This window comes from Amycolatopsis coloradensis (genome assembly GCF_001953865.1).
GTDB lineage: Bacteria > Actinomycetota > Actinomycetes > Mycobacteriales > Pseudonocardiaceae > Amycolatopsis > Amycolatopsis coloradensis.
Genome location: NZ_MQUQ01000004.1, coordinates 80,272 through 100,845 on the forward strand (window position 1 = coordinate 80,272; position 20,574 = coordinate 100,845).

The following is a 20,574-nucleotide window of genomic DNA, read 5'->3' on the forward strand; positions in this document are numbered from 1 at the left end:
AGCTGCCCAAAGGCCCCCTTCGCCGCGGCGAAGGGGGCCTTTCCCGTCCCGGCGTGGGTTACGCTTTCCGGGTGACCGGACAGCGTGACCCAGGCCCGCGCCTGCGCGACCTCGCCATGCTGCGACGCGTCCGCGACCGGATCGACCGTGACTACGCCCAGCCACTGGACGTCGAGGCGCTGGCACGCGGCGTGCACGTCTCGGCCGGGCACCTGAGCCGCGAGTTCCGGGCCGCGTACGGCGAATCGCCCTACAGCTACCTGATGACCCGCCGGATCGAGCGGGCGATGATGCTGCTGCGGCGCGGGGACATGTCGGTCACCGAGGTCTGTTTCGAGGTCGGCTGCTCGTCGCTGGGCACGTTCAGCACACGCTTCTCCGAGCTGGTCGGGATGTCGCCGAGCGCGTATCGCAAGCAGGCGGTCGAAGAGGGACGCGGGATGCCCGGCTGCGTCGTCAAACAGGTCATGCGGCCGGTCAGGAATAGAGAAGCGGCTTCCCCGCGCCCGGACCTACCTTGACCGCATGACCGTCTCGATTCACGCGTCCTTCCTCCCCGCCGACGATCTCGAAGCCGCACTTTCCTTCTACCGCGACATCTTGGGCTTCGACGTGCGTGAGGAAGGCCCGCGCCGGGTCACCGTCGGCCCGCCGGGGCAACCGCGGACGTCGATCGTGCTCCATCCCCCGGCCGCCGATCCGGAAATCACCGACGAGGAACGCTCCACGATCCTCGAACTGATGGCCAAAGGGACCTACGGGGCCATCGTGCTGTCCACCCCGGACCTGACCGCGGCCTTCGACCGGATCCAGGCGACCGGTGCCGACGTCGTCCAGGAGCCGCTCGACCAGCCCTACGGCGTCCGCGACTGCGCGTTCCGCGACCCGGCGGGCAACCTGGTGCGTATCGAACAGCGGTAACCGGGCCTCGGTGCGCGGGCACCGGGCGTTCCGGGTGATGATGAGCGGCGTGGAGATCGCGGTAGAACTCGTGGCACTGGTGGTGGCCGTCCTCCTGGTCACCACCGCGGCGCGGAGACTCGACTGGTCGGCGCCGTTGTGCCTGATCGCGGTCGGGGTCGTCGCCTCGTACGTCCCCGGCGTCCCGGAGTACGAACTGGACCCGGAGGTCGTGCTGCTGGGGCTGCTGCCCCCGCTGCTGTACGCGACCGCGATCCGCACCTCGCTGATCGACTTCCGCCGCAACCGCGGGCCGATCCTGCTGTTGTCGGTGGGGCTCGTCATCTGCACCACGGCCGCGGTCGGCGTCGTGGCGTGGCTGGTGATCCCCGGTCTGCCGCTCGCCGCCGGATTCGCGATCGGCGCGGTGGTCGCCCCACCCGACGCGGTCGCGGCCACCGCCGTCGCCCGCAAGGTCGGGATGCCGCGCAAGCTGACCCGGCTGCTGGAGGGCGAAAGCCTCTTCAACGACGCGGCCGCGCTGGTCGCCCTGCGGACCGCCATCGCGGCCATCGCCGGTTCGGTCAGCCTGCTGCAGGTGGGCGGGGATTTCCTGCTCGCCGCCGGCGGTGGGCTCGTGATCGGGTTCGCCGTCGGCGCGCTCGCCGCGATGATCCGCACCCGGCTCCAGGATCCGGTCAGCGACACCGCGCTTTCACTGGTGGTCCCGTTCGTCGCCTACCTGGCCGCCGAGGCGATCCACGGTTCCGGGGTGATCGCCGTGGTCGTCGCGGGCCTGATTCTCGGGCACAAGTCGCCCAGCATGCTTTCGGGCCGCTCCCGGCTGGCGAGCAGGCTGAACTGGCAGACCATCCAGTTCCTGCTGGAGAACATCGTCTTCCTGCTGATCGGGCTCCAGGTCCGCCGGATCATGACCGAGGTCGGCGAAAGCGGGCTGAGCGCGCTGGACCTCTTCCTGATCTGCGCCGCCACGCTCGCCGCGACGATCGTCACCCGCGTCGTCTGGATGGCGGGTATCGGGCTCGCCAGGCGACTGTTCCGCCGCCACGCCTGGCCGTGGCGGTACTCGGCCGTGATCGCCTGGGCGGGGATGCGCGGGGTCGTCACGCTCGCGGCGGCGTTCGTGCTGCCCGCGGACACCCCGCAGCGGGCCGTGCTGGTGCTGGTCGCGTTCGTCGTCGTGGCGGGAACGCTGCTGCTGCACGGAACGACGCTGCCGGTACTGGTGCGCCGCCTGAAACTGCCCCCGCCCGATGCGGGCGAGGACGCGCTGCAGGAGGCGGCCGTCATCCACGACATGACGCGGGCCGCGCTCCAGGAGCTGGAGAAGATCCGGACCCCCGAGGATCCGGACGACATCGTCGAGCGGCTCCGCAGCAGGCTCCAGCACCGGTCCGATTCGGCTTGGGAAGAGCTCGGCAGGCAGGGCACGGTGGTCGAGACGCCGAGCGACGTCTACCGCCGTCTGCGGCTGAAGCTGCTCGAAGTCGAACGGGAGAAGTTCCTGGAGGCGCGTGACTCCGGGATGGCCGATGATGATGTCCTGCGCCGGATCCTCGAACGTCTCGACATCGAGGAATCCATGCTCGACAGGGAGGAAGACGTCGTGCCGGACTCCGGTCGGGAACTACGCACCCCCGCCGCGACGGCGGGATCCTGCAAGCATCTGACCAAGGACTGGCCACCGGTCGAACCCAGCTCCCCTGACGAGTGCGCGGTCTGCGTCGAGAACGGGATGACCTGGGTCCATCTGCGTGAATGCGTCAAATGCGGGAACGTCGCCTGCTGCGACTCGTCGCCGGGCCAACACGCGACCCAGCACTTCCACGACTCCCTGCACCCGGTGATGCGCAGTCACGAGCCCGGCGAGACCTGGCGCTGGTGCTTCGTGGACAAACAGCTGGGCTGAATCGGTATCGTCGGCGGTCATGAGCACCCCAGAGCAGGAGATCGAATACCGCCAGCACCGGTTCTCGCCCCCACCCGGATCGACCGAGATCTTCCTTGTCCGCCACGGAGAATCAGCGCCCGCGAAGGGCAGCTCACCGTTCGACATGGTCGACGGGCAAGCCGACCCCGACCTCGCGCCGGAGGGCAGGGACCACGCCGAGCGGGTCGGGCGCCGTCTGGCGGACGAGCGGATCTCCGCGCTGTACGTGACCACGTTGCGGCGGACGTCGCAGACCGCGGCGCCGCTGGCCGCGAAACTCGGGGTCACGCCGGAGGTCGAGGCGGAGCTGAGGGAGATCCACCTCGGCGACTGGGAGAACGGCCTCTTCCGGCGCTACACCCACGAAGGTCACCCGATCGTCGAAAAGCTGTGGCAGGAGCAGCGCTGGGACGTCATCCCGGGTGCGGAGACGATGGAGAGTTTCGGCGGCCGGATCAAGGCGGCGATCGGCAGGCTCGCGGCCGCAAACCCCGGCCGCCGGATCGCCGTGTTCACCCACGGCGGCGTCATCGGCGAGGTCTTCGCGCAGGCCAGTGCCGCGCAGAACCGGTTCGCGTTCCTCGGGGTGGACAACGGCTCGATCTCGCACCTGGTGGTTTCGGGCGACAACTGGATGGTGCGGCGGTTCAACGACACGTCGCATCTTCAGTCGCCTTTCGGCTGATCCGGCCCGCCGCGACCAGGTGCACGGCGACGAGGACCGCCGCCGCTTCCGCGGCCAGCAGCCCGATGAGCACGAGCACCTGGGTCACCCCGGCCTGCAACGGCCCGGCGCCACCGAGGAGGACACCGACGTAGGCGCCGGGCAGGGTCACCAGGCCGACCGTCCGCGTCTGGTCGAGCGCGGGGATCAGTGCGTGTCCCGCCGAAGGGCGGCAGATCTCCAGCGCGGCCGGGCGCCGCAGGAAACCCAGTGCCAGCGCGGCTTCGTACTCGCCGTGCCGGGACACGAGTTCGTCCAGGGCACGCCGTGAAGCCTGGGAAGTCGCGGACATCGCGCCGCCGATGACGATCCCGGCGATCGGCACGATCGCGATCGGTTTCCACGGGACCACGCCGGTCGCGAGCACGAGTGTCAGCACCGGCACCACGCCGGACGCGATGGCGAGCGCCACCCATACGAGGTCTTTCGGTACGCCGATCCGGCGCGACGAGGTGAACGCCGCGATCGCGAACATCAGCAGGACGAACCCGCCGGTCAGCCAGCCCGATTCCAGGATCCCGACGATGACCAGCGAGACGGCCGCGAGCTGCACGACGGCACGCGCGGCCGCGAACAACACTGCCTTGCCCTGCCCCAGCCGCCCGAACCGCACCACGGCAGCGCCGAAGATCGCCAACACGACGAGGACCACGGCCAGCACGGGACCGAAAGAGATCGCACCATCCGTCACACGGATGATCCTGCCGCAGAAACGGGGATCAGGACGTGCAGGTCACCGGCGCGCCCGCGGCGGGGGCGGTGCGGTCGCTGACGACCTCGCCGTCGACGACGATCCGGCACCGCAGCGCGCCGCTACCCGCGCCCTGCGCGGAGACGCTGTAGAACTCGTCGTGGTCTTCTTGGCTCGCGCGGTCGAAGGTGGTGCTCCACGGCAACGTCACTTCGGTCTTCTGCATGAGTTCCGAACCCTGCGCGACGTAGGTGACGTTCTGCGCGCCCTTCGCTCCGGACAGCTCGTAGACGACCGAGTGCGTCACGGTGCGGACGGCCGCCGCGGCCTGCTCGACCTGCGGCGCGGGTGGGTTCTGCACCGGCCGGGAGGCCTTCGGCATCACGTAACTGGCCAAGGTGACGGCGACGGCCATCACGCCCAGCACGACCACGACGGTCCCGAGCGGCTTGAGCCTGCCCGGGGCACCCTGTCCCGGCGCCGATGCCGGAGGGGTCGCGGTGGGAACACCCATGGAGAGGTCTTCTCTCGTCCGAGCGCACTTCCGTCGAGTGCGTCAAACTACATCTCGCTCAAAGGTGACTCCGCGTTAGCCGTTATCGGGAAGAAACCCGATATTCACCCTTTTGGGTGCGCTGACGAAGACGGAGCACCTGGTCATCGAACGATCGGCGTAAACAGACTGAGCCAAATAGCTCACTTTGAGTGATACCGGCCCTCAGTCGACGAGATCCGCCTCGGCGAGCGGCCCCAGCATCCGCCGCCCCGCCGGCGGGCAGCGGTGGACGTCGGCCGAAGACAACCGGGCGGACTCCGCGATTTCCCGGCCGGGCACCGGCTCACCGCGATGCTCGGCGGTGTAACAGGTCATATCGATCTCTGCTTCCGGCACGGCCCGATTCTGTCGTAGTGCCGGTGCATCATGGCAACCGTGTATCGGGAGACGACGGCACCCGGCGGCCTGCGCGACGTGGTGCGCTGCTTGTGGGAAGACGCGGGCAAGGCGCCGAAGCGGATCGTGCCCGACGGCTGTGTCGACCTGGTCGAGAGCGGCGATGAGGTCTTCGTCGCCGGGCCGGACACCACGGCCTGGACCTGGGAAACACCGCCAGGTGTCCGCGTGCGTGGCGTGCGCTTCGCCCCCGGCAGGGCGGGCGGCGTCCTGGGACTGGGCGCCGACGAACTGCGTGATCAGCGTGTCTTCCTCGGCGACCTCTGGGGCCGGGAAGGCGGCCTGCTGGCCGAGCGGGTGCTCTGTGGTGCCGCCTCGCTCGCCGACATCGTCGCGGAACGCCGGTCCGGACGAGCCGACCGGGAGGTCTCGGAACTGATCGCCAGGCTGGACGGCGGCGCGACCCGGGTATCGGCCGCGCTGGAGCGGTTCACGACCGGGGAACGGCAGTTGCGGCGAAGGTTCACCCTCGCGGTCGGCTACGGACCGGCGACCTATCTGCGCGTCACGCGGTTCCAGCGCGCCATCGGACTCGCCGGGACGGCACCGGATCTCGCCTCACTGGCGGCGTCGGCGGGATACGCCGACCAAGCGCATCTGAGCCGGGATTGCCGGGAATTCGCCGGAGTTCAGGCGAGGGAGTTCTTCCGCGCCAAGAAGTGCGCGATGTCCACTGTGGACTCGTACAGCGCACGGTAACGCGGATAGAACTCATCGTAGACCTCGGCGTCCGCGCTCGGGCGGACGATCTCGGCGACCGGGTTCCAGGCTTCGAGGTCCGGCTCCCTGCCCAGCGCGGTCGACGCGAGAACGGCGTTCCCGAACGCGGCGCCGATGGTCTCCGTGGGGATCTCCTGCTCGATCCGCGCGACGTCGCTGACGATCCGCGTCCACACCCCGCCCTGCGTCCCGCCGCCGACGGCGACGAACCGCCGCGCGCCGCCACCGGCTTCCCGCATGGCTTCCAGGTTGTGCCGCACCCCGTACGCCGTGCCTTCGAGTGCCGCGCGGTACAGCTCCGCACGGCCGTGGGAAGTGGTGAGCCCGGCGACGACGCCCCGCGCGTCCGGATCCGGCACCGGTGTCCGTTCTCCGGCGAAGTACGGCAGCATCAGCAACCCGCGGCTGCCCGCGGGGACCTCGCCCGCCGCCGCGGTCAGTTCCCCGAACTCGCCGCCGACCAGCTCCCGCAGCCAGTCGGTGATCGCGCCCGACGTGGCCATTCCCGCCGCGAGCGAGTAGGTGCCGGGGAACGCGCCGCGGGTCGTCCACAACCCCGGGCCGGGGCGGGGATCGGAGAGCACCTGGATCAGGAACATCGTGGTGCCGTACATCAGCATCGTGTCGCCGGGCGCGGTGACACCGGCCCCGGTCGCCTCGGCCCAGGCGTCCACCGTGCCTGCCGTCACCGGGATCCCCTGCGGCAGGCCGGTTTCCGCGGCCGCCCCGGCGGTGACCGACCCCACGACGTCGGTCGGCCACGCGAGCCTCGGCAGGTCGATGCCGGGGGCGATCGCGGCCACCCGGTCCGGCGCCCACCTGGCCTCGCGCAAGTCGTACATCGGGTCGCATTGGCTCGCTGAATGGTGGTCGAGCACGTATTCACCGGTCAGCCGCAGCACGAGGAACGAACTCGCCATCAGGAAGAGCTTCGCCCGTTCGAACACGTCCGGCTCGTTTTTGGCCAGCCAGCGCCACTTCGGCCCGACGGCCTGTGAGCCGAGCGCGCTGCCGCCCCGTTCCACAATGGATTCTTCACCGAATTCCCGGTTCAGTTCCCGGATTTCGTCGTGCGCACGGGTGTCGACGCCGTAAAGGATCGCCGGGCGCAACGGTTTCCCGGAGGAATCCGCGGGCAGGAGCACCGGTCCGATTCCGCTGACCGACACGCCGATGATGGGATGATCCCCGGCACCTGCCGAAAGTTCACTGGCCAGGACGAGGAAATCCCGCCACCACACGGTTTCGGCGTCGTGTTCGAACCAGCCGGGACGAGGACGGGAAGTGCCGTGCCGCCTGGACGCTCGCGCCACCACGGTGCCTTGGGAATCGACGAGGACGCCTTTGGAACTCGAGGTGCCGATGTCGATGCCGAGCACCAGGCCCGGTTCGCCCACTACCCCTCCGAACTCCTCCGCGAGTAGCGCGATCAGCGGATGGTAACGATTGTCGGTCAAGCTATTCTTCCCGTGCGAAGGTGTCAACACACCTGCAGAAGGGGAGGTCGTGGTGGCCACCATCAACGACGTGGCGGCGAGGGCCGGGGTTTCCACGGCGACGGTGTCGAGGACGCTCAACGGGAAGTCCACTGTGGACCCGGTGCTCGCGGCGCGGGTGCAGGCCGCCGCCGCGGAATTGGGATACCATCCGAACGGGCTCGCGAGGAATCTGCGCCGTCAGGAGACGGCGGTGCTCGCGCTCATCATCTCCGACGTCGAGAACCCTTTCTTCACCGCGATCGCGCGCGGCGTGGAGGACATCGCGCAGACCGCGGGCTACTCGGTGGTGCTGTGCAACGCCGACGACAACGAGGAGAAGGAGCGGCGCTACATCGACGTCGCCCTCCAGGAACGGGTCGCCGGCGTGGTGCTCTCCCCCACCGGCCGGGCCACCAACGTCGACAGGCTGACCCAGCGCGGCACGCCGGTGGTGGCCGTCGACCGTCCACTGCTGGAGAACACCGGGGATCAGGTGCTGGTCGACACCCGGCTCGCCGCCCGCGACGCGACACGCCATCTGCTCGACGGCGGATACCGGCGAGTCGCCTGCGTCAGCGGGCCGTCCGGGGTGCGCACGGCCGACGACCGGCTGGCCGGTTACACCGACGCCGTCGGCGCGGGGCACGCACTCACCCGCCGCGCCGAGTTCCGCGCCGAGGGTGGCAGGCTCGCCGCGCTCAGCCTGCTCGACGAGCCCGAACCGCCGGACGCGCTGCTGGTCGGCAACAGCACGATGGCGATCGGCGTCCTGGAAGCGCTGGCCGCGCGCGGCCTGCGGTCGGGACAGGACGTGGGAATCGTGTCGTTCGACGACGCGCCGTGGACGACGCTGATCGATCCGCCGCTGACGGTGGTCGCCCAGCCCGCGAACGAAGTGGGCAAGGTCGCCGCCGAACTGCTGCTCGCCCGGATCGGTGACAGCACGCGCCGGGCGACGACGACCACGTTGCAGGCGCGGCTGATCGTGCGCCGGAGTTCGCGGCGCGACTGACAGCGGCCGGCATCGGAGACCCCAGGCGCACGACGTGCCTGGGCGACCGGTTCGCACCGGCCGCCCAGGAACGCCCCACCCCCTTGTTCCCCCCAAGCCGGCCCCACACCAGCCGGGTTCTCCGAAGCGGTGGCAAGAAATCGATTACCTTTCGGAAGGTAAGTTCCCTTAACCGGCCTGTCAAGCCAAGAAGCCTGGACAAGGTCGCTCGATACGGGCACACTATGGCGATATTGCCTACTGCGCGTGTTTGATTCCGTGCACTCTGTGTTCATCTCTGGTGAATTCACCCAAGAAATCGAGATGAGTCCGCACGAACCCGCACAAACGAGTTACCCTAGGCGCATGTCCATAGCGCTCGAGAACGTCCTCGCCAAGGCGGGCCTGAAGGTCGACGCCAACGAGTTCCTGACCCTCGTGGAGGACGCGGCGCGGAGGCTGTCCCCGCCGAACCCCGATCCGTCGCACTACTTCTCGGCGGATCAGCGTGCCGCGCTCACCGACGTCGGCCTGGACATCTCCCCCCGCAGCGAGGACGAACCGGATTTCCGTGCCCGCACGGTCGCCGCGCACGCCGTACTCGCCGATTCGGCGCTGAGCGTGCTGGAAGCGGCGAAGGTGCTGGGCGTGGACGACAGCCGCATCCGCCACCGCCTGAAGGAAGGCAGGCTCACCGGCTGGAAGGACCAGGGCTGGCGGCTGCCCGCCTGGCAGTTCGCCGGCTCAGGAGTGCTGCCCGGCCTGGAGATCGTGCTGCGCGCCGTACCCGAAGATCAGCCCGCACTGGTGGTGGCCGCGTTCATGAGCACTCCGCAGAGCGATCTGGTGATCAACGAACATCCCGCCACCCCGCGCCAATGGCTGCTCTCCGGCGGCGACCCCGAGCACGTCGCCAAGCTGGTGGCCACGCTGGGCTCCCCGTTCTGAAAACTTCTCAGCGGTTTGACCAGGTAGCGCCCCGTCGACGCGATCGCGGACGCGGGTTCACCACAGACGCTAAGGTGTTTTGCCCGACGACGGAAAATTTCAGTCGGAGGTAGGCCGTAGGCTGACCCCACCGAGCAAGATCACCCGACAAGGACGGACGACTCCCGAGGTATGGCCCGGCTCCCCCTGCCGCCCGCACGCTCTGTCCTGGTCAAGGAGCTGCACCGCACCAACGACGTGGTGACGGTGCACCCCGGCACCAGGCTGGTCAGGATCTTCACCGCGCACGGCAACCACCCCCAGCAGTGGAATTCGTTCCGCTACAGCGGCCCGCTCCCGCACGGCCGTTTCGACCCGCAGGCCCCAGGTCGCGGCGGTCGCCCGGTGACCGACCCCGGGAACGGCGTCCTGTACTTCGGTCTCACCGTGCGCACCAGCATCGCGGAGGTCTTCCAGACCACGTCGACGGTCGACCGCAAATCCCGCGGCCCGCGCCTGGTCGTCGTCCGGCCGACCCGCACGTTGCGGCTGCTCGACCTCGCCGGCCTGTGGCCGACCCGCGTCGGGGCCTCGCAGGAGATCTCCAGCGGCCCGAAGAAGATCACCCAAGCCTGGGCTCGCGCCATCCGCGCCGCCTTCGGCGATCTCGACGGTCTCTGGTACCGGTCGTCCATGGACTCCGGCGGCCCCGCGCTCGCGCTGTGGGACCCACCCGCCGGGAACTCGCTGCCGATCGCGCCGGACGTGCTGCTCCCCCTGGACCACCCGGGACTCGACCTCCCGCTGGGCCGGGTGTGCGAAGAGCTGAACTACACGCTGCTGAGCTGACTCGCCGCGTGTTATGAACGGACCGTTCATAACAAATCTCGTTATGAACGGACCGTTCATAACACTCTGGCGCCCCACAGCCTCCAGCACTGAAGCACCAGTGCCTCATAAGCATCACCAGTCACACGAGTAACCTCCCCGCACGACCTAGCGTGAGATGAACGGGACTTTCATCGCAAAGGGAAGCCCCGTTCATCTCATCCGGTGACGCGAGGATCAGAGGTGCCGGCCCCACCACTCCAGAAGGGCGTCGAACCGCTGCACCCGGTGCCGCGGCTGCCCCGAGCGCGTGAGTTCGTGTCCCTCGCCAGGGAACAGCAGGAATTCGGCGGGGACCCCGTTGCGCCGCAGCGCCACGTACATCCGCTGCGCCTGCTCCAGCGGGCACCGCCAGTCCTGCTCGGAGTGCACGACCATGAACGGGATGTCGATCTTTCCCGCATAGGTCAGCGGGCTGCGCTTGCGCTGTTCTTCGACATCGTCGCCGACGTAGCCGTCGGCGAAGAACCAGCCGATGTCCGAGCTGCCGACGAAGGAGTCATGGGCGTTGACCGCGCGTTCGCTCCACGCCGCCCGGAACCGGCCACCGTGGTGCGCGGCGAGCCAGCTGGTCATGAAGCCGCCGTACGAACCGCCCATCACCCCGACGCGATCACTGTCCAAATTGGACAATGTGAGCGCTTCGTCCAGCAGTGTCAGCAGATCCAGCGCGTCCACGGTGCCGAAGCCGTGGACGATGCTGCGGCCGTGGCTCTCGCCGTAGCCCGCGGCACCGCGCGGGTTCCCCAGTACGACGGCATAGCCCGCCGCGGCGAGCACCTGCGCCTCGTCGAAGACCTTCCATTCGTACGGCGCGAACGGTCCACCATGGATCATCAGGACCACGGGATGTGGTCCGTCACCCTCGGGCCGGACGATCCAGCCGTGCACCGGGTAGCCGTCGGACGCGGTCGCGTCCAGCTCCTCCAGCGGCCGGATCCCGATGTCCCGCAACGACTTCGAGTAGTCCGTGAGCACACGGGGTTCCTCGTCCGACAGCAGCACGACGTCGCCGGAGCTTTCGGGCGTTCCGATCACCGCGGCGATCCGCGCGCCGTCGACGACGAACGACTTCACCGCGGCGAACTCGCCTGCCAGGTACCGCAACGATTTCAGCTCGGCCAGTTCGGCGTCGAGCGGGACGGCGCGCAACTCGGCGGCACCGCGGGTGCGGACCACGACGAGCACCTCGTCGCCGAAGACGACGGGCGGACCGGCGGCGCTGTCGCAGTCCACCGTTTCGACGTCGGTCAGCCGGCGCGCGAACGACGGCTCATCGCCGGAGGGCCACGGCGCGTGCCAGAGCCCGGTGTTGCGGGCGATCTCCTCGGCACCGGGGAACGCGGTGCCGTGGAACAGGATCGAACCGTCCGGAGTGGACACCGGGGTGGCCGCGGTACCCGGCGTGCGGACCACCAGGCGAGGGTCGCCGCCAGCGGCGGGCACGGCGTACACATCCGAACGGACGGTGTCCTCGACGGCCCAGTCACGGGGCGCGGCGACGAGGACGAACTCACCGTCGACCGTCCACGAGGGATGCTCGACGTCGGCGTGTTCGTCGGTCAGCGGCGTGAGGTCGGCGGGCTCGGCCTCGTTCAGCGCGGCGACGGCGTCCACGACGAACAGACGCTGTGGACGGTCGTTGAGGAAGCCGACGTCATCGACCCGGTAGAAGAGGTTCGTGATGTGCCGGGGCGCTTCTTCGGCGGGCTCCGGGGTTTCGCCGTCCGCGTTCTCCGTGCCGTAACGGCCCGGCTCTGGCACACGGGCGACGAAGGCGATCCGGCGGGAATCGGGTGCCCAGACCGGGGCACCCGCGCCGAGGGGCAGGTCGGTGATCCGCTTCGCGCCACCACCGGCCGCGGCGATCACGTGTACCTGCGGTTTGGCCGTCCGCCCGGAGCCGTCCCCCGCCCGGAGGAAGGCGACCCATCGGCCGTCCGGCGAGATGACGGGGGCGGAATCCCGGGTCCCGTGCGTCCAGGGCTCTTCCCCGCCACCGCGCGGATCGACCCTGCGCAGTCCACCGCGGTAGCTGTTCGTCTTCAGATCAGGCCTGCTCACCGCGGTGAGCAGCAGGTCACCGCGCAGCGCGAGGATGCCGGGGACCGTCAGGGCTTCGATGTCAACGGGACGCACAGGCCCGACGGTACCCGATCCTTAGCAACTCTAACTACTGATCGAAGACTCCCGCTCAGCGGCTTCCAGCTTCTTCGCCTTCGCGAGGCTGGCCAGCGTCGTCACGGTCAGGACCACGACGATGACACCGAGGGAGACCCAGTTGTTGATGTCCAGCCAGTCCGGGACGACGTGGTACTCGTGCAGCGCGTGCAGGAACAGCTTGGCGCCGATGAAGGCGAGGATCACGGCAAGACCGTAGGACAGGTACACCAGCTTGGTGACCAGGCCACCGAGCAGGAAGTACAGCTGCCGCAGGCCCATCAGCGCGAACGCGTTGGCGGTGAAGACCAGGAAGGCCTCCTGCGTGATACCGAAGATCGCCGGGATCGAGTCGACCGCGAACAGCAGGTCCGCGCTGCCGATCGCGACGATCACCAGGAACATCGGGGTGATCCAGCGCTTGCCGTCCTTCTTCACGAAGGACTTGTGGCCGTGCCACTCTTCGGTGACCGGGAAGAGCTTGCGCACCCAGCGGGTGAGCGCGTTCTCCTCGTATTCCTCTTCTTCGTCCTTGTTGCGGACCATGCTGACCGCGGTCCAGATGAGGATGGCGCCGAAGAGGAAGAAGACCCAGACGAACTGCGCGATCAGCGCGGCGCCCACGGCGATGAACACGCTGCGCATGGCGAGTGCGAGCAGGATGCCGATCAGCAGCACCCGGTGCTGGTGGATCGCGGGCACCTTGAACGAGGTCATGATGATCATGAAGATGAACAGGTTGTCGACGCTCAGCGAGTACTCGGTGATGTACCCGGTGAAGAACTGGACCCCCGGGTCATGTCCGGCGAACACCCAGACACCGACGCCGAACGCGATGGCCACGGCGATGTAGAAGATGACCCACCGGGCGGCTTCGCCGGTGGTGACCTCATGCGGCTTGCGATCGACGATGACCAGGTCGAGTGCGATCAGCGCGAGCAGACCGCCGACCGTGGCGATCCATAGCCACAGGGGAACAGACATGTAACCAACCCTCCGGAAAGTGCACAGCAGCGACTAACCGGAGGTCTCTTCCGCCGGTGGAACCGGCCGACGGTGCCGGGGGCCCGCGAAGACCACCGTGCTGACGACACCGCCGCGAAGGAATACTCCCCTCACAGCTTGTCCAGTTTGACCTGTCTGTACGCGTGACGCCAGTTAAGGTTGCCCTTGTCACCAAGATGATGGCGTAACTCCCGTCACACCACCACGCCTGTGTGGTCCGCGTGAACTCGGCGAGGCGTTCTCAGGTTCGGGCGAATACGGTCATCCCGTGCCCCGAATCCCGCTCCCTCGTACGCGAGGCGCGAAGCTCACCGCGCTCGCCGCGGTCGTGGTGGTCCTGGCCGCCGCGGCCATCGTGTGGACGAACAGCGATCCCGCGCCGTCCGCAGTGAAAACCCAGGAAGCGATCCTCGACCTGCCCGAAACACCGGGCTCGCCAGAGGTCGTCAAAATCGACACGACGCTGTACGTCCCCGAGCAGACCCCGGCGCCCGCGGTCCTGCTCGCCCACGGTTTCGGCGGCGACAAGAACAGCGTCGCCACGGAAGCCCGCGAACTCGCCGACAAGGGTTTCGTCGTGCTCGCCTGGTCCGCGCGCGGTTTCGGCCGCAGCACCGGGAAGATCGCGCTGAACGATCCCGACCGCGAGGTCGCCGACGCCCGGGAACTGATCGACGATCTGGCCAACCGGCCCGAGGTCCTCAGCGAGAACGGCGACCCGAAGGTGGCCGTGTCCGGCGCGTCGTACGGCGGTGCGCTTTCCCTACTGCTCGCCGGGACCGACAAGCGGGTCGACGCGATCGCGCCGGTCATCACCTACAACGACCTCGCGCAGGGCCTCTTCCCGAACGCCGCCTCGGCCACGCCGTCGGCCGCCACCACACCCGCCGCCGGCGCGTTCACCGCGGACGGCGTCTTCAAGAGGTCGTGGGCAGGCATCTTCTTCTCCGCCGGTTCCGGTGCGGCGCAGAGCGGTTCCCCCGCCAACGAGGCGCCCGAAGCCGGTGACGAGACGAGCGAATCCGGTGCGGCGCAGGGAGCGGGCGCGGCGGGGGCCGCGGCACAGTCCTTGCCGCTCGGCGGTCCGAACGGCCGGCCGCCGGCTCCCGGCCCGGCCGACCCTTGTGGACGGTTCACCGCCGACGTCTGCCAGGCCTACACCGAACTCGCGACCACCGGCAAGGCGAGCCAGCGCACCGTCGACCTGCTCCGGCGCGTCTCCCCCGCGTCCGTGACGGACAAGATCACCGTGCCGACCCTGCTGGTGCAGGGCGAAAGCGACACGCTGTTCGGATTGGACCAGTCCGACGCGACCGCCAGGCAGATCGCCGCGGCGGGCGGCAAGGTCCGCACGATCTGGTACACCGGCGGCCACGACGGCGGAAAGCCCGGGCAGAAGCTGCGGACGCAGATCGCCGACTTCCTCAAGTTCTCGCTGACCGGACAGGGCACCGATCCCGGCACCGGGTTCAGCTACGACATCCAGGGCACGTTGCGGGCCAACGGCGCCCCCTCGGTCCGGACCGTCACGGCACCCGCGTACCCGGGCGCCACCGGGGACGCCACCGAGCGGCGGTCGTTCGCGCTGGAGGGCCCGGCCCAGCCGGTCGTCCGGCCCGCGGGCGGCAACCCCGCCGCGGTGAGCGGGATCCCCGGACTGAACGGAGCGGTGGCGGGCTCTTCCCGGCTGTCCGGACTGTTCAGTGTGGACCCACCCGGTCAAGCCGCGCAGTTCGCGACGCGACCACTCGACGCGCAGACGATCGTGGCCGGTTCGTCCACGGTCCGATTGCGGGTCTCGGCGGATCCGGACGCGGCGGCACCGCAGAAGGAAGCGGTCCTGTTCGCGAAGCTCTATGACGTCAACGGGGAAGGTGTCCGGGCACTGCCTGCCAACGCCGTGGCGCCGTTCCGCGTTTCCGGTCTGCCCGCGGACGGCAGCCCGGTCGAGGTGACGGTGACCCTGCCCGGCATCGTGCGGCCGCTGGAAGCAGGGCACACGCTCCGGCTCGTCGTCGGCACCACGGACCAGGCGTTCGCGACGCCGGTCGAGCCCGCGGTGTTCCGTATCGGACTGGCGGACGGCGGACAGCTCGGCGTCCCGGTCGTGCCCGGCACCTCGGTCGGCGCGGCGGCGCCCACCGGACAGCTGCTCGGGATCGCCGGCACGCTGCTCGCCGGGATCGCGATCACGGTGATCGCCGCGTTCCGCCGCCGCCGCGCCCACGACGTCGACGAGAGCCTGGCGAAGACGCCGTTGGTGATCGAAGGACTGCACAAGGCCTACGCGGGCGGGTTCGTCGCGGTGAAGGACCTGTCGTTCCGGGTCGAACCCGGCCAGGTCCTCGGTCTGCTCGGGCCGAACGGCGCGGGCAAGACGACGACCCTGCGCATGCTGATGGGACTGATCACGCCGACCGCCGGGAACATCCGGGTGTTCGGCCACCTGATCGCGCCCGGTGCGCCGGTGCTGTCCAGGATCGGGTCCTTTGTGGAGGGTTCGGGCTTCCTGCCGCACCTGTCCGGCAAGGAGAACCTGGAGCTGTACTGGGCGAGCACGGGCCGTCCAAGGGAACGGGCGCATTTCGCCGAGGCGCTGGAGATCGCCGGGCTGGGCGACGCGGTGAACCGGCGGGTCCGCACCTACAGCCAGGGCATGCGGCAACGGCTCGCGATCGCCCAGGCGATGCTCGGCCTGCCGGAGCTCATGGTGCTCGACGAACCGACCAACGGACTCGACCCGCCACAGATCCACCAGATGCGCGAGGTGCTCCAGCGCTACGCGGCGACGGGACGCACCGTGGTGGTGTCGAGCCACCTGCTGGCCGAGGTCGAGCAGACCTGTACGCACGTGGTCGTGATGCACCGCGGCATGCTGGTCGCCTCGGGTGAGGTCGGCGAACTGGCCGCGTCCAGCGGCGAGGCGACGTTCCGGGTCGACAAGCCCGCCGAAGCGGCCGAAGCGCTGCGGAAGGTCGGCGGTGTTTCCGGCGTCGACGTCGACGGCGAACTGGTCCACGCGGATCTCGACGGTCTCGCCCGCGCCGAGGCGGTCGCCGCCCTCGTGCGGGCCGGGGTCGCGGTCGAGCAGGCCGGGCCGCGGCGCCGTCTGGAAGACGCGTTCCTGCAGCTGGTCGGAGAGGACTCGAAGGGTGAGTAAGACCAATGGTTCTTCCCCGGTGACCCGGGTGGATCACGGCGTGCACACCGATCCGGCGGCACTGCTCGAGCTGACCGAGGTCGCGTCGCACGAACGGACCGAGGTCGGCCCGGACGGGGCGGTGGCGGGTTACCGCGCCGACCGGACGCTGCGGCTCGGCGTCGAACTGAAACGGCAGCTCAAACGGCGGCGGACCCAGCTCATGCTGGGATTCGTCGCGCTGCTGCCGTTCGTACTGGTGATCGCGTTCGAGATCGGGCAGGCCAACCCGAATCGCCGCAGCGGCGGATTCGTCGACCTCGCCACCGCGAGCGCGCCGAACTTCGTGGTGCTCGCGCTGTTCGTCTCCGGGACGTTCCTGCTGCCGATGATCGTGGCGCTGTTCTACGGCGACACGATCGCGAGCGAGGCGTCGTGGTCGAGCCTGAAGTACCTGCTCGCGATACCGGTCCCCCGGCATCGGGTGCTGCGGCAGAAGGCGATCGTCTCCGGCATCCTCTCGGCGGTCGCGCTGATCCTGTTGCCACTGGTGTCACTGGTGGTCGGCGTCATCTGGTATGGCGCGGGGGACGCGATCAGCCCGACCGGGGACGCGGTCTCGTTCGGCGACAGTCTCATCGCCATGGGGCTGGCGACGATCTACATCATCTTGCAGCTCGCGTGGGTGGCCGGGCTGGCGATGCTGCTCTCGGTCGCCACCGACGCCCCGCTCGGCGCCGTCGGCGGCGCGGTGATCGTCGCGATCGTTTCGCAGATCCTCGACCAGATCACCGCGCTGGAAGGATTGCGGGACTACCTTCCGACGCATTTCGCGTTCTCGTGGATGGACCTGATCTCGACCGACATCGACTGGACGAACATGGCCAACGGCATGCTGTCGGCCGCGTTGTACGGGACGATTTTCTTCCTGCTGGCCGGTCGCCGGTTCGCGACGAAGGACATCACCAGCTGAGACCGCTTTCGCACCGGAAAACCACCGGGGCTCACCGGGAAGAGGAAATTCTCTTCCCAGGTGGGCCCCGGTTTTCACTGGCCGTGGCGACCTTCACCCATTAGCGCTGGTAACCGGTGTTTCATGCGCATGAGAACATCGATTTTCGGATCATCGACTCATTGGGTGAAAAGTTCCCCTTCAGCTTCGATGACCTCCGGGTAATCCTTATCTTCAGGGAAAGGTGCCGACGCGAGAAGAAAGCGGGGACTCACACCATGACCCAGTCACTGGAGATTCCGGTCCAGGAGTTCTCTCTCGCTTGGACCATGACCGCCGACAAGGGCGGCCGGGTCGGGTTCGCCGCTTCGGGTCAAGTGACGCTCCTCGACAACAAGCGGTTCTACAAGATCGACGGGGTCCTCTACATCTCCGAGGGCAGCGCCTACTGCCGCGACATCGGCAACCCGTCTCTGTTCGTCCGCCGCAACGGCGTCGAGGAGAGCGGCAGGCATTGGGGCTGGGAGACCATCTGCAACCGCAAATCGTGCAGCAGGCTGTGCGCGATGGACGCGTACTTCGTCCGCACCGGCTACTGGGCGCCCGCCGACCGGGCCATCCAGCTGAGCATCGGCGCCGAGTCCGGCTGGAACCGCAAACGGACCTTCAGCCCGACGATCACCGTGCGCCTCCAGGACTAGGCGGTCCACTGTAGATCCCCGCGGGCTCGGGTACGGTCGGCTCATGGCCACCTCCTCGATCCGCGTGGACGACGAAGGCGGGGTCGCCGTCGTCACCCTGCAGCACGGTAAGGCGAACACCCTCGACACGGAGTTCTGCCAGGAACTGGCTCTCCGGCTCGAAGACGTCCAGCTAGGCGGGTATCGCGGAGTCGTGCTCACCGGTACCGGCGGTATCTTCTCGGCGGGCGTCGACCTGCGGCGAGTGCATGACGGTGGCGCCGACTACGTCGAGGACTTCCTGCCCGCGCTGTCGGACGCGTTCCTTTCGGTGTTCGGCTTCCCCGGTCCGGTGGTCGCGGCCGTCAACGGTCACGCGACCGCCGGTGGGGCGGTGCTCGCCGCCGCCTGCGACCGCCGTGTCCTCGCGGACGGCCCGAGCCGGATCGGGATCACCGAACTGCTCGTCGGCGTCCCGTTCCCGTTGGCCGCGCTGGAGATCCTGCGCTCCGGGTTCGGCTCCGACATCATCGCCGAACTCGCGTTCCTCGGCGAGACCCACCTGCCCGCGGACGCGCTCCGGCTCGGGCTGGTGAACGAGGTGACCGCGCCCGAAAACGTCGTGGGGCGGGCGGTGGAGGTGGCCGGGAGACTCGCCGAGATTCCCTCGGCCGCGTACGCGCATACGAAGGCGCAGCTGCACCGGCCGTTCCACGAGCGGATCGCCGAACACCGCACCGGCGACGACGCCCACGTCCTCGAACTGTGGAGCTCCCCCGAAGCGCTCGCGGCCGTCAAGGCCTATGTCGACCGGGTACTGGGCGGGCGGGCCTGACTTCGGCTCGACCGGATAGGCGATTGCCCACCGGCGCGGACTCTGTGAGTATCCGACCGCTCAACAGGTCGACGTTGGGGAGGGCATCAATGCGGAAGCTCACGGCCGCGTGGTCGGTTCTGGCGATCACGGTTCTCACACTGGCCGGGCTGACCCCGGCCGCACGGGCGGCGCCCGAAGACATCAAGGACGCGCTCGGCCGGATCCCCGGCCTGACCGTCGTCTCGGAGAACCCGGCGCCGGCCGGATACCGGTTCTTCAAACTCGCCTACACCCAGCCCGCCGACCACCGCAGGCCGTCCGCCGGCACCTTCCAGCAGCGATTCACCCTGCTGCACAAGGAATTCCGCTCGCCGACCGTGGTGTACACGAGCGGGTACAACGTGGGGGATTTCCCCAACCGCTCGGAGCCGACGCAGCTCGTCGACGGCAATCAGCTGTCGATGGAGTACCGGTTCTTCACCCCCTCGCGGCCGGAACGGCCGGACTGGGGCAAGCAGCTGACGATCTGGCAGGCGGCGGCCGATCAGCACCGAGCGGTCGAGGCGTTCAAGCGGATCTATCCTGGCAAGTGGCTCGCCACGGGCGCCAGCAAGGGCGGTATGACGGCGACCTACTTCCGTAGGTTCTTCCCGAACGACGTCGACGCGACGATCCCCTACGTCGCGCCCAACGACGTCATCAATGCACACGACCGCTACAACCGGTTCCTGGCGAACGTCGGCAACGACCCGGCCTGCCGATCGGCGCTGAAGGCGATCCAGCGCGACGTGCTGACCCGGCGCTCGGAGTTCGCGGCGCTCGCCGCCGCCGACGCGGCCAAGTTCGGTTTGACGTTCACGACCGTCGGCTCGGCCGACCTCTCGCTGGAGATCTCGGTCATCGACTCGTACTTCGCCTTCTGGCAGTACCAGAAGCAGGCGGACTGCGCGACGGTCCCGAAGGCCGGTGCTCCGGCGGCCGAGGTCTACGCCTGGTTCGAACGCGTCGAAAGCCTCAACACCTACTCCGACCAGAACCTCAGGATCTACGTCCCCTACTACTTCCAGGCGGCGTACCAGCTCGGCGCCCCCGAGTCCTATGAAGGCTATCTCCGGGACCTGCTGCGCTACCCGGGCTCCAACGTGTCGCGGACGTTCGTGCCGAAGTCGGTCGACATCCCGCGGTTCGATCACCTGGCGATGCCGGACATCGACTTCTGGGTGAAGACGCAGGGCAGCCGGCTGCTGTTCGTCTACGGTGAGAACGACCCTTGGGGCGCCGAACCGTTCCGGCTGGGCTTCGGCACGAAGGACTCATATAGCTACACGGTGCCGGGCGGGAACCACGGTGCCCAGATCTCACAGCTTCCGACAGCCCAGGCCACTGAAGCGACCAACACCGTCCGGCGGTGGGCAGGTCTGCCTCCGGTCTCGCCAGGGATGACCACGCGTTCGGCGCCCGCCGGGTTCCCGGACTTCGACGCGGACCTGACCCTGCTTCACCGCCCGCGCCTCTGACGCTCGTGGTCTCGCGGCAAGGGCGGAAATGACAACTTCTCGTCACTTCCGCCCCTCCTTTGCCGACGCTAGGGTTGCCAGC

19 protein-coding genes are annotated in these 20,574 nt (G+C 68.8%); 13 read left to right on the plus strand and 6 right to left on the minus strand.

Translation table 11 applies throughout. The features are described 5' to 3' along the window. Positions 1-53 precede the first annotated feature (53 nt). The 4 genes from BS329_RS07470 to BS329_RS07485 are packed head-to-tail and all read left to right on the plus strand — an operon-like array spanning position 54 to position 3,536. Positions 54-521 carry a helix-turn-helix transcriptional regulator gene (locus BS329_RS07470; RefSeq protein WP_076157156.1) on the plus strand — a complete coding sequence of 156 codons (468 nt, stop codon included), beginning with the start codon at positions 54-56 and terminating at the stop codon, positions 519-521. 4 nt (positions 522-525) lie between these two features. Then, complete coding sequence (locus tag BS329_RS07475) at positions 526-921, plus strand: VOC family protein (RefSeq protein WP_076157159.1); 396 nt, start codon at positions 526-528, stop codon at positions 919-921. Positions 922-961: 40 nt separating this feature from the next. Then, entirely contained in the window at positions 962-2,830 is a 1,869-nt protein-coding gene (locus BS329_RS07480; RefSeq protein WP_084749517.1) for a Na+/H+ antiporter, read from the plus strand. 19 nt (positions 2,831-2,849) lie between these two features. Then, positions 2,850-3,536 carry a histidine phosphatase family protein gene (locus BS329_RS07485; RefSeq protein ID WP_076157161.1) on the plus strand — a complete coding sequence of 229 codons (687 nt, stop codon included), beginning with the start codon at positions 2,850-2,852 and terminating at the stop codon, positions 3,534-3,536. Here BS329_RS07485 and BS329_RS07490 read toward each other — a convergent pair. The 3 genes from BS329_RS07490 to BS329_RS07500 all read right to left on the minus strand — a co-directional run bounded on the left by BS329_RS07490 (position 3,499) and on the right by BS329_RS07500 (position 5,158). After that, entirely contained in the window at positions 3,499-4,266 is a 768-nt protein-coding gene (locus BS329_RS07490) for an ABC transporter permease (RefSeq protein WP_076157164.1), read from the minus strand. The genes BS329_RS07485 and BS329_RS07490 overlap by 38 nt on opposite strands. A gap of 28 nt (positions 4,267-4,294) precedes the next feature. Beyond that, positions 4,295-4,780 carry an MmpS family transport accessory protein gene (locus tag BS329_RS07495; protein ID WP_076157167.1) on the minus strand — a complete coding sequence of 162 codons (486 nt, stop codon included), beginning with the start codon at positions 4,778-4,780 and terminating at the stop codon, positions 4,295-4,297. Between the two features lie 204 nt (positions 4,781-4,984). Further along, a complete protein-coding gene (locus BS329_RS07500) occupies positions 4,985-5,158 on the minus strand; it encodes an NUDIX hydrolase (RefSeq protein ID WP_425266354.1) in 174 nt (57 codons plus the stop codon). A 30-nt stretch (positions 5,159-5,188) separates the two neighbouring features. Between BS329_RS07500 and BS329_RS07505 the strand changes: the two genes are divergently transcribed. After that, entirely contained in the window at positions 5,189-5,917 is a 729-nt protein-coding gene (locus tag BS329_RS07505) for a helix-turn-helix domain-containing protein (protein WP_143252919.1), read from the plus strand. On the opposite strand, the gene BS329_RS07510 is transcribed toward BS329_RS07505, so the two are convergent. Next, a complete protein-coding gene (locus tag BS329_RS07510; RefSeq protein ID WP_076158139.1) occupies positions 5,848-7,335 on the minus strand; it encodes an FGGY-family carbohydrate kinase in 1,488 nt (495 codons plus the stop codon). The two genes, BS329_RS07505 and BS329_RS07510, sit on opposite strands and share 70 nt — an antisense overlap. Positions 7,336-7,447: 112 nt before the next feature. Here BS329_RS07510 and BS329_RS07515 point away from each other — a divergent pair, with 112 nt between their 5' ends. The 3 genes from BS329_RS07515 to BS329_RS07525 all read left to right on the plus strand — a co-directional run bounded on the left by BS329_RS07515 (position 7,448) and on the right by BS329_RS07525 (position 10,183). Next, positions 7,448-8,428, plus strand: coding sequence for a LacI family DNA-binding transcriptional regulator (locus BS329_RS07515; RefSeq protein ID WP_076158144.1), 981 nt, complete (start codon positions 7,448-7,450; stop codon positions 8,426-8,428). A 345-nt stretch (positions 8,429-8,773) separates the two neighbouring features. After that, complete coding sequence (locus tag BS329_RS07520; RefSeq protein WP_076157169.1) at positions 8,774-9,355, plus strand: DNA-binding protein; 582 nt, start codon at positions 8,774-8,776, stop codon at positions 9,353-9,355. A 171-nt stretch (positions 9,356-9,526) separates the two neighbouring features. Next, positions 9,527-10,183 carry an RES family NAD+ phosphorylase gene (locus BS329_RS07525; RefSeq protein WP_076157172.1) on the plus strand — a complete coding sequence of 219 codons (657 nt, stop codon included), beginning with the start codon at positions 9,527-9,529 and terminating at the stop codon, positions 10,181-10,183. A 216-nt stretch (positions 10,184-10,399) separates the two neighbouring features. Here the strand turns inward: BS329_RS07525 and BS329_RS07530 are convergent, their stop codons facing one another. After that, complete coding sequence (locus BS329_RS07530; protein ID WP_076157174.1) at positions 10,400-12,361, minus strand: S9 family peptidase; 1,962 nt, start codon at positions 12,359-12,361, stop codon at positions 10,400-10,402. A 30-nt stretch (positions 12,362-12,391) separates the two neighbouring features. Continuing rightward, positions 12,392-13,366, minus strand: coding sequence for a TerC family protein (locus BS329_RS07535; RefSeq protein ID WP_076157177.1), 975 nt, complete (start codon positions 13,364-13,366; stop codon positions 12,392-12,394). Between the two features lie 289 nt (positions 13,367-13,655). On the opposite strand from BS329_RS07535, the gene BS329_RS07540 reads away from it, so the two are divergent. The 5 genes from BS329_RS07540 to BS329_RS07560 all read left to right on the plus strand — a co-directional run bounded on the left by BS329_RS07540 (position 13,656) and on the right by BS329_RS07560 (position 20,492). Beyond that, positions 13,656-16,547 carry an alpha/beta fold hydrolase gene (locus tag BS329_RS07540; protein ID WP_076157180.1) on the plus strand — a complete coding sequence of 964 codons (2,892 nt, stop codon included), beginning with the start codon at positions 13,656-13,658 and terminating at the stop codon, positions 16,545-16,547. Continuing rightward, the gene (locus BS329_RS07545; RefSeq protein WP_076157183.1) at positions 16,540-17,499 is read left to right on the plus strand and encodes an ABC transporter permease; all 960 of its coding nucleotides are present in this window, start codon (positions 16,540-16,542) and stop codon (positions 17,497-17,499) included. Before BS329_RS07540 ends, BS329_RS07545 begins: the two co-directional genes overlap by 8 nt. Before the next feature lie 257 nt (positions 17,500-17,756). Next, the gene (locus tag BS329_RS07550) at positions 17,757-18,179 is read left to right on the plus strand and encodes a hypothetical protein (protein WP_076157186.1); all 423 of its coding nucleotides are present in this window, start codon (positions 17,757-17,759) and stop codon (positions 18,177-18,179) included. 43 nt (positions 18,180-18,222) lie between these two features. Further along, entirely contained in the window at positions 18,223-18,993 is a 771-nt protein-coding gene (locus tag BS329_RS07555) for an enoyl-CoA hydratase/isomerase family protein (protein WP_076157188.1), read from the plus strand. 89 nt (positions 18,994-19,082) lie between these two features. After that, entirely contained in the window at positions 19,083-20,492 is a 1,410-nt protein-coding gene (locus tag BS329_RS07560; RefSeq protein WP_076157191.1) for a S28 family serine protease, read from the plus strand. Positions 20,493-20,574 lie beyond the last annotated feature (82 nt).

What these genes read in the sequence shown, in the direction of transcription:
- BS329_RS07480 (WP_084749517.1), top strand. Translation starts at nt 962, where the DNA reads ATGAGCGGCGTGGAGATCGCGGTAGAACTCGTGGCACTGGTGGTGGCC.
- BS329_RS07505 (WP_143252919.1), top strand. Translation starts at nt 5,189, where the DNA reads ATGGCAACCGTGTATCGGGAGACGACGGCACCCGGCGGCCTGCGCGAC.
- BS329_RS07525 (WP_076157172.1), top strand. Translation starts at nt 9,527, where the DNA reads ATGGCCCGGCTCCCCCTGCCGCCCGCACGCTCTGTCCTGGTCAAGGAG.
- BS329_RS07475 (WP_076157159.1), top strand. Translation starts at nt 526, where the DNA reads ATGACCGTCTCGATTCACGCGTCCTTCCTCCCCGCCGACGATCTCGAA.
- BS329_RS07555 (WP_076157188.1), top strand. Translation starts at nt 18,223, where the DNA reads ATGGCCACCTCCTCGATCCGCGTGGACGACGAAGGCGGGGTCGCCGTC.
- BS329_RS07485 (WP_076157161.1), top strand. Translation starts at nt 2,850, where the DNA reads ATGAGCACCCCAGAGCAGGAGATCGAATACCGCCAGCACCGGTTCTCG.
- BS329_RS07495 (WP_076157167.1), bottom strand. Translation starts at nt 4,780, where the DNA reads ATGGGTGTTCCCACCGCGACCCCTCCGGCATCGGCGCCGGGACAGGGT.
- BS329_RS07520 (WP_076157169.1), top strand. Translation starts at nt 8,774, where the DNA reads ATGTCCATAGCGCTCGAGAACGTCCTCGCCAAGGCGGGCCTGAAGGTC.
- BS329_RS07550 (WP_076157186.1), top strand. Translation starts at nt 17,757, where the DNA reads ATGACCCAGTCACTGGAGATTCCGGTCCAGGAGTTCTCTCTCGCTTGG.
- BS329_RS07535 (WP_076157177.1), bottom strand. Translation starts at nt 13,366, where the DNA reads ATGTCTGTTCCCCTGTGGCTATGGATCGCCACGGTCGGCGGTCTGCTC.
- BS329_RS07560 (WP_076157191.1), top strand. Translation starts at nt 19,083, where the DNA reads ATGCGGAAGCTCACGGCCGCGTGGTCGGTTCTGGCGATCACGGTTCTC.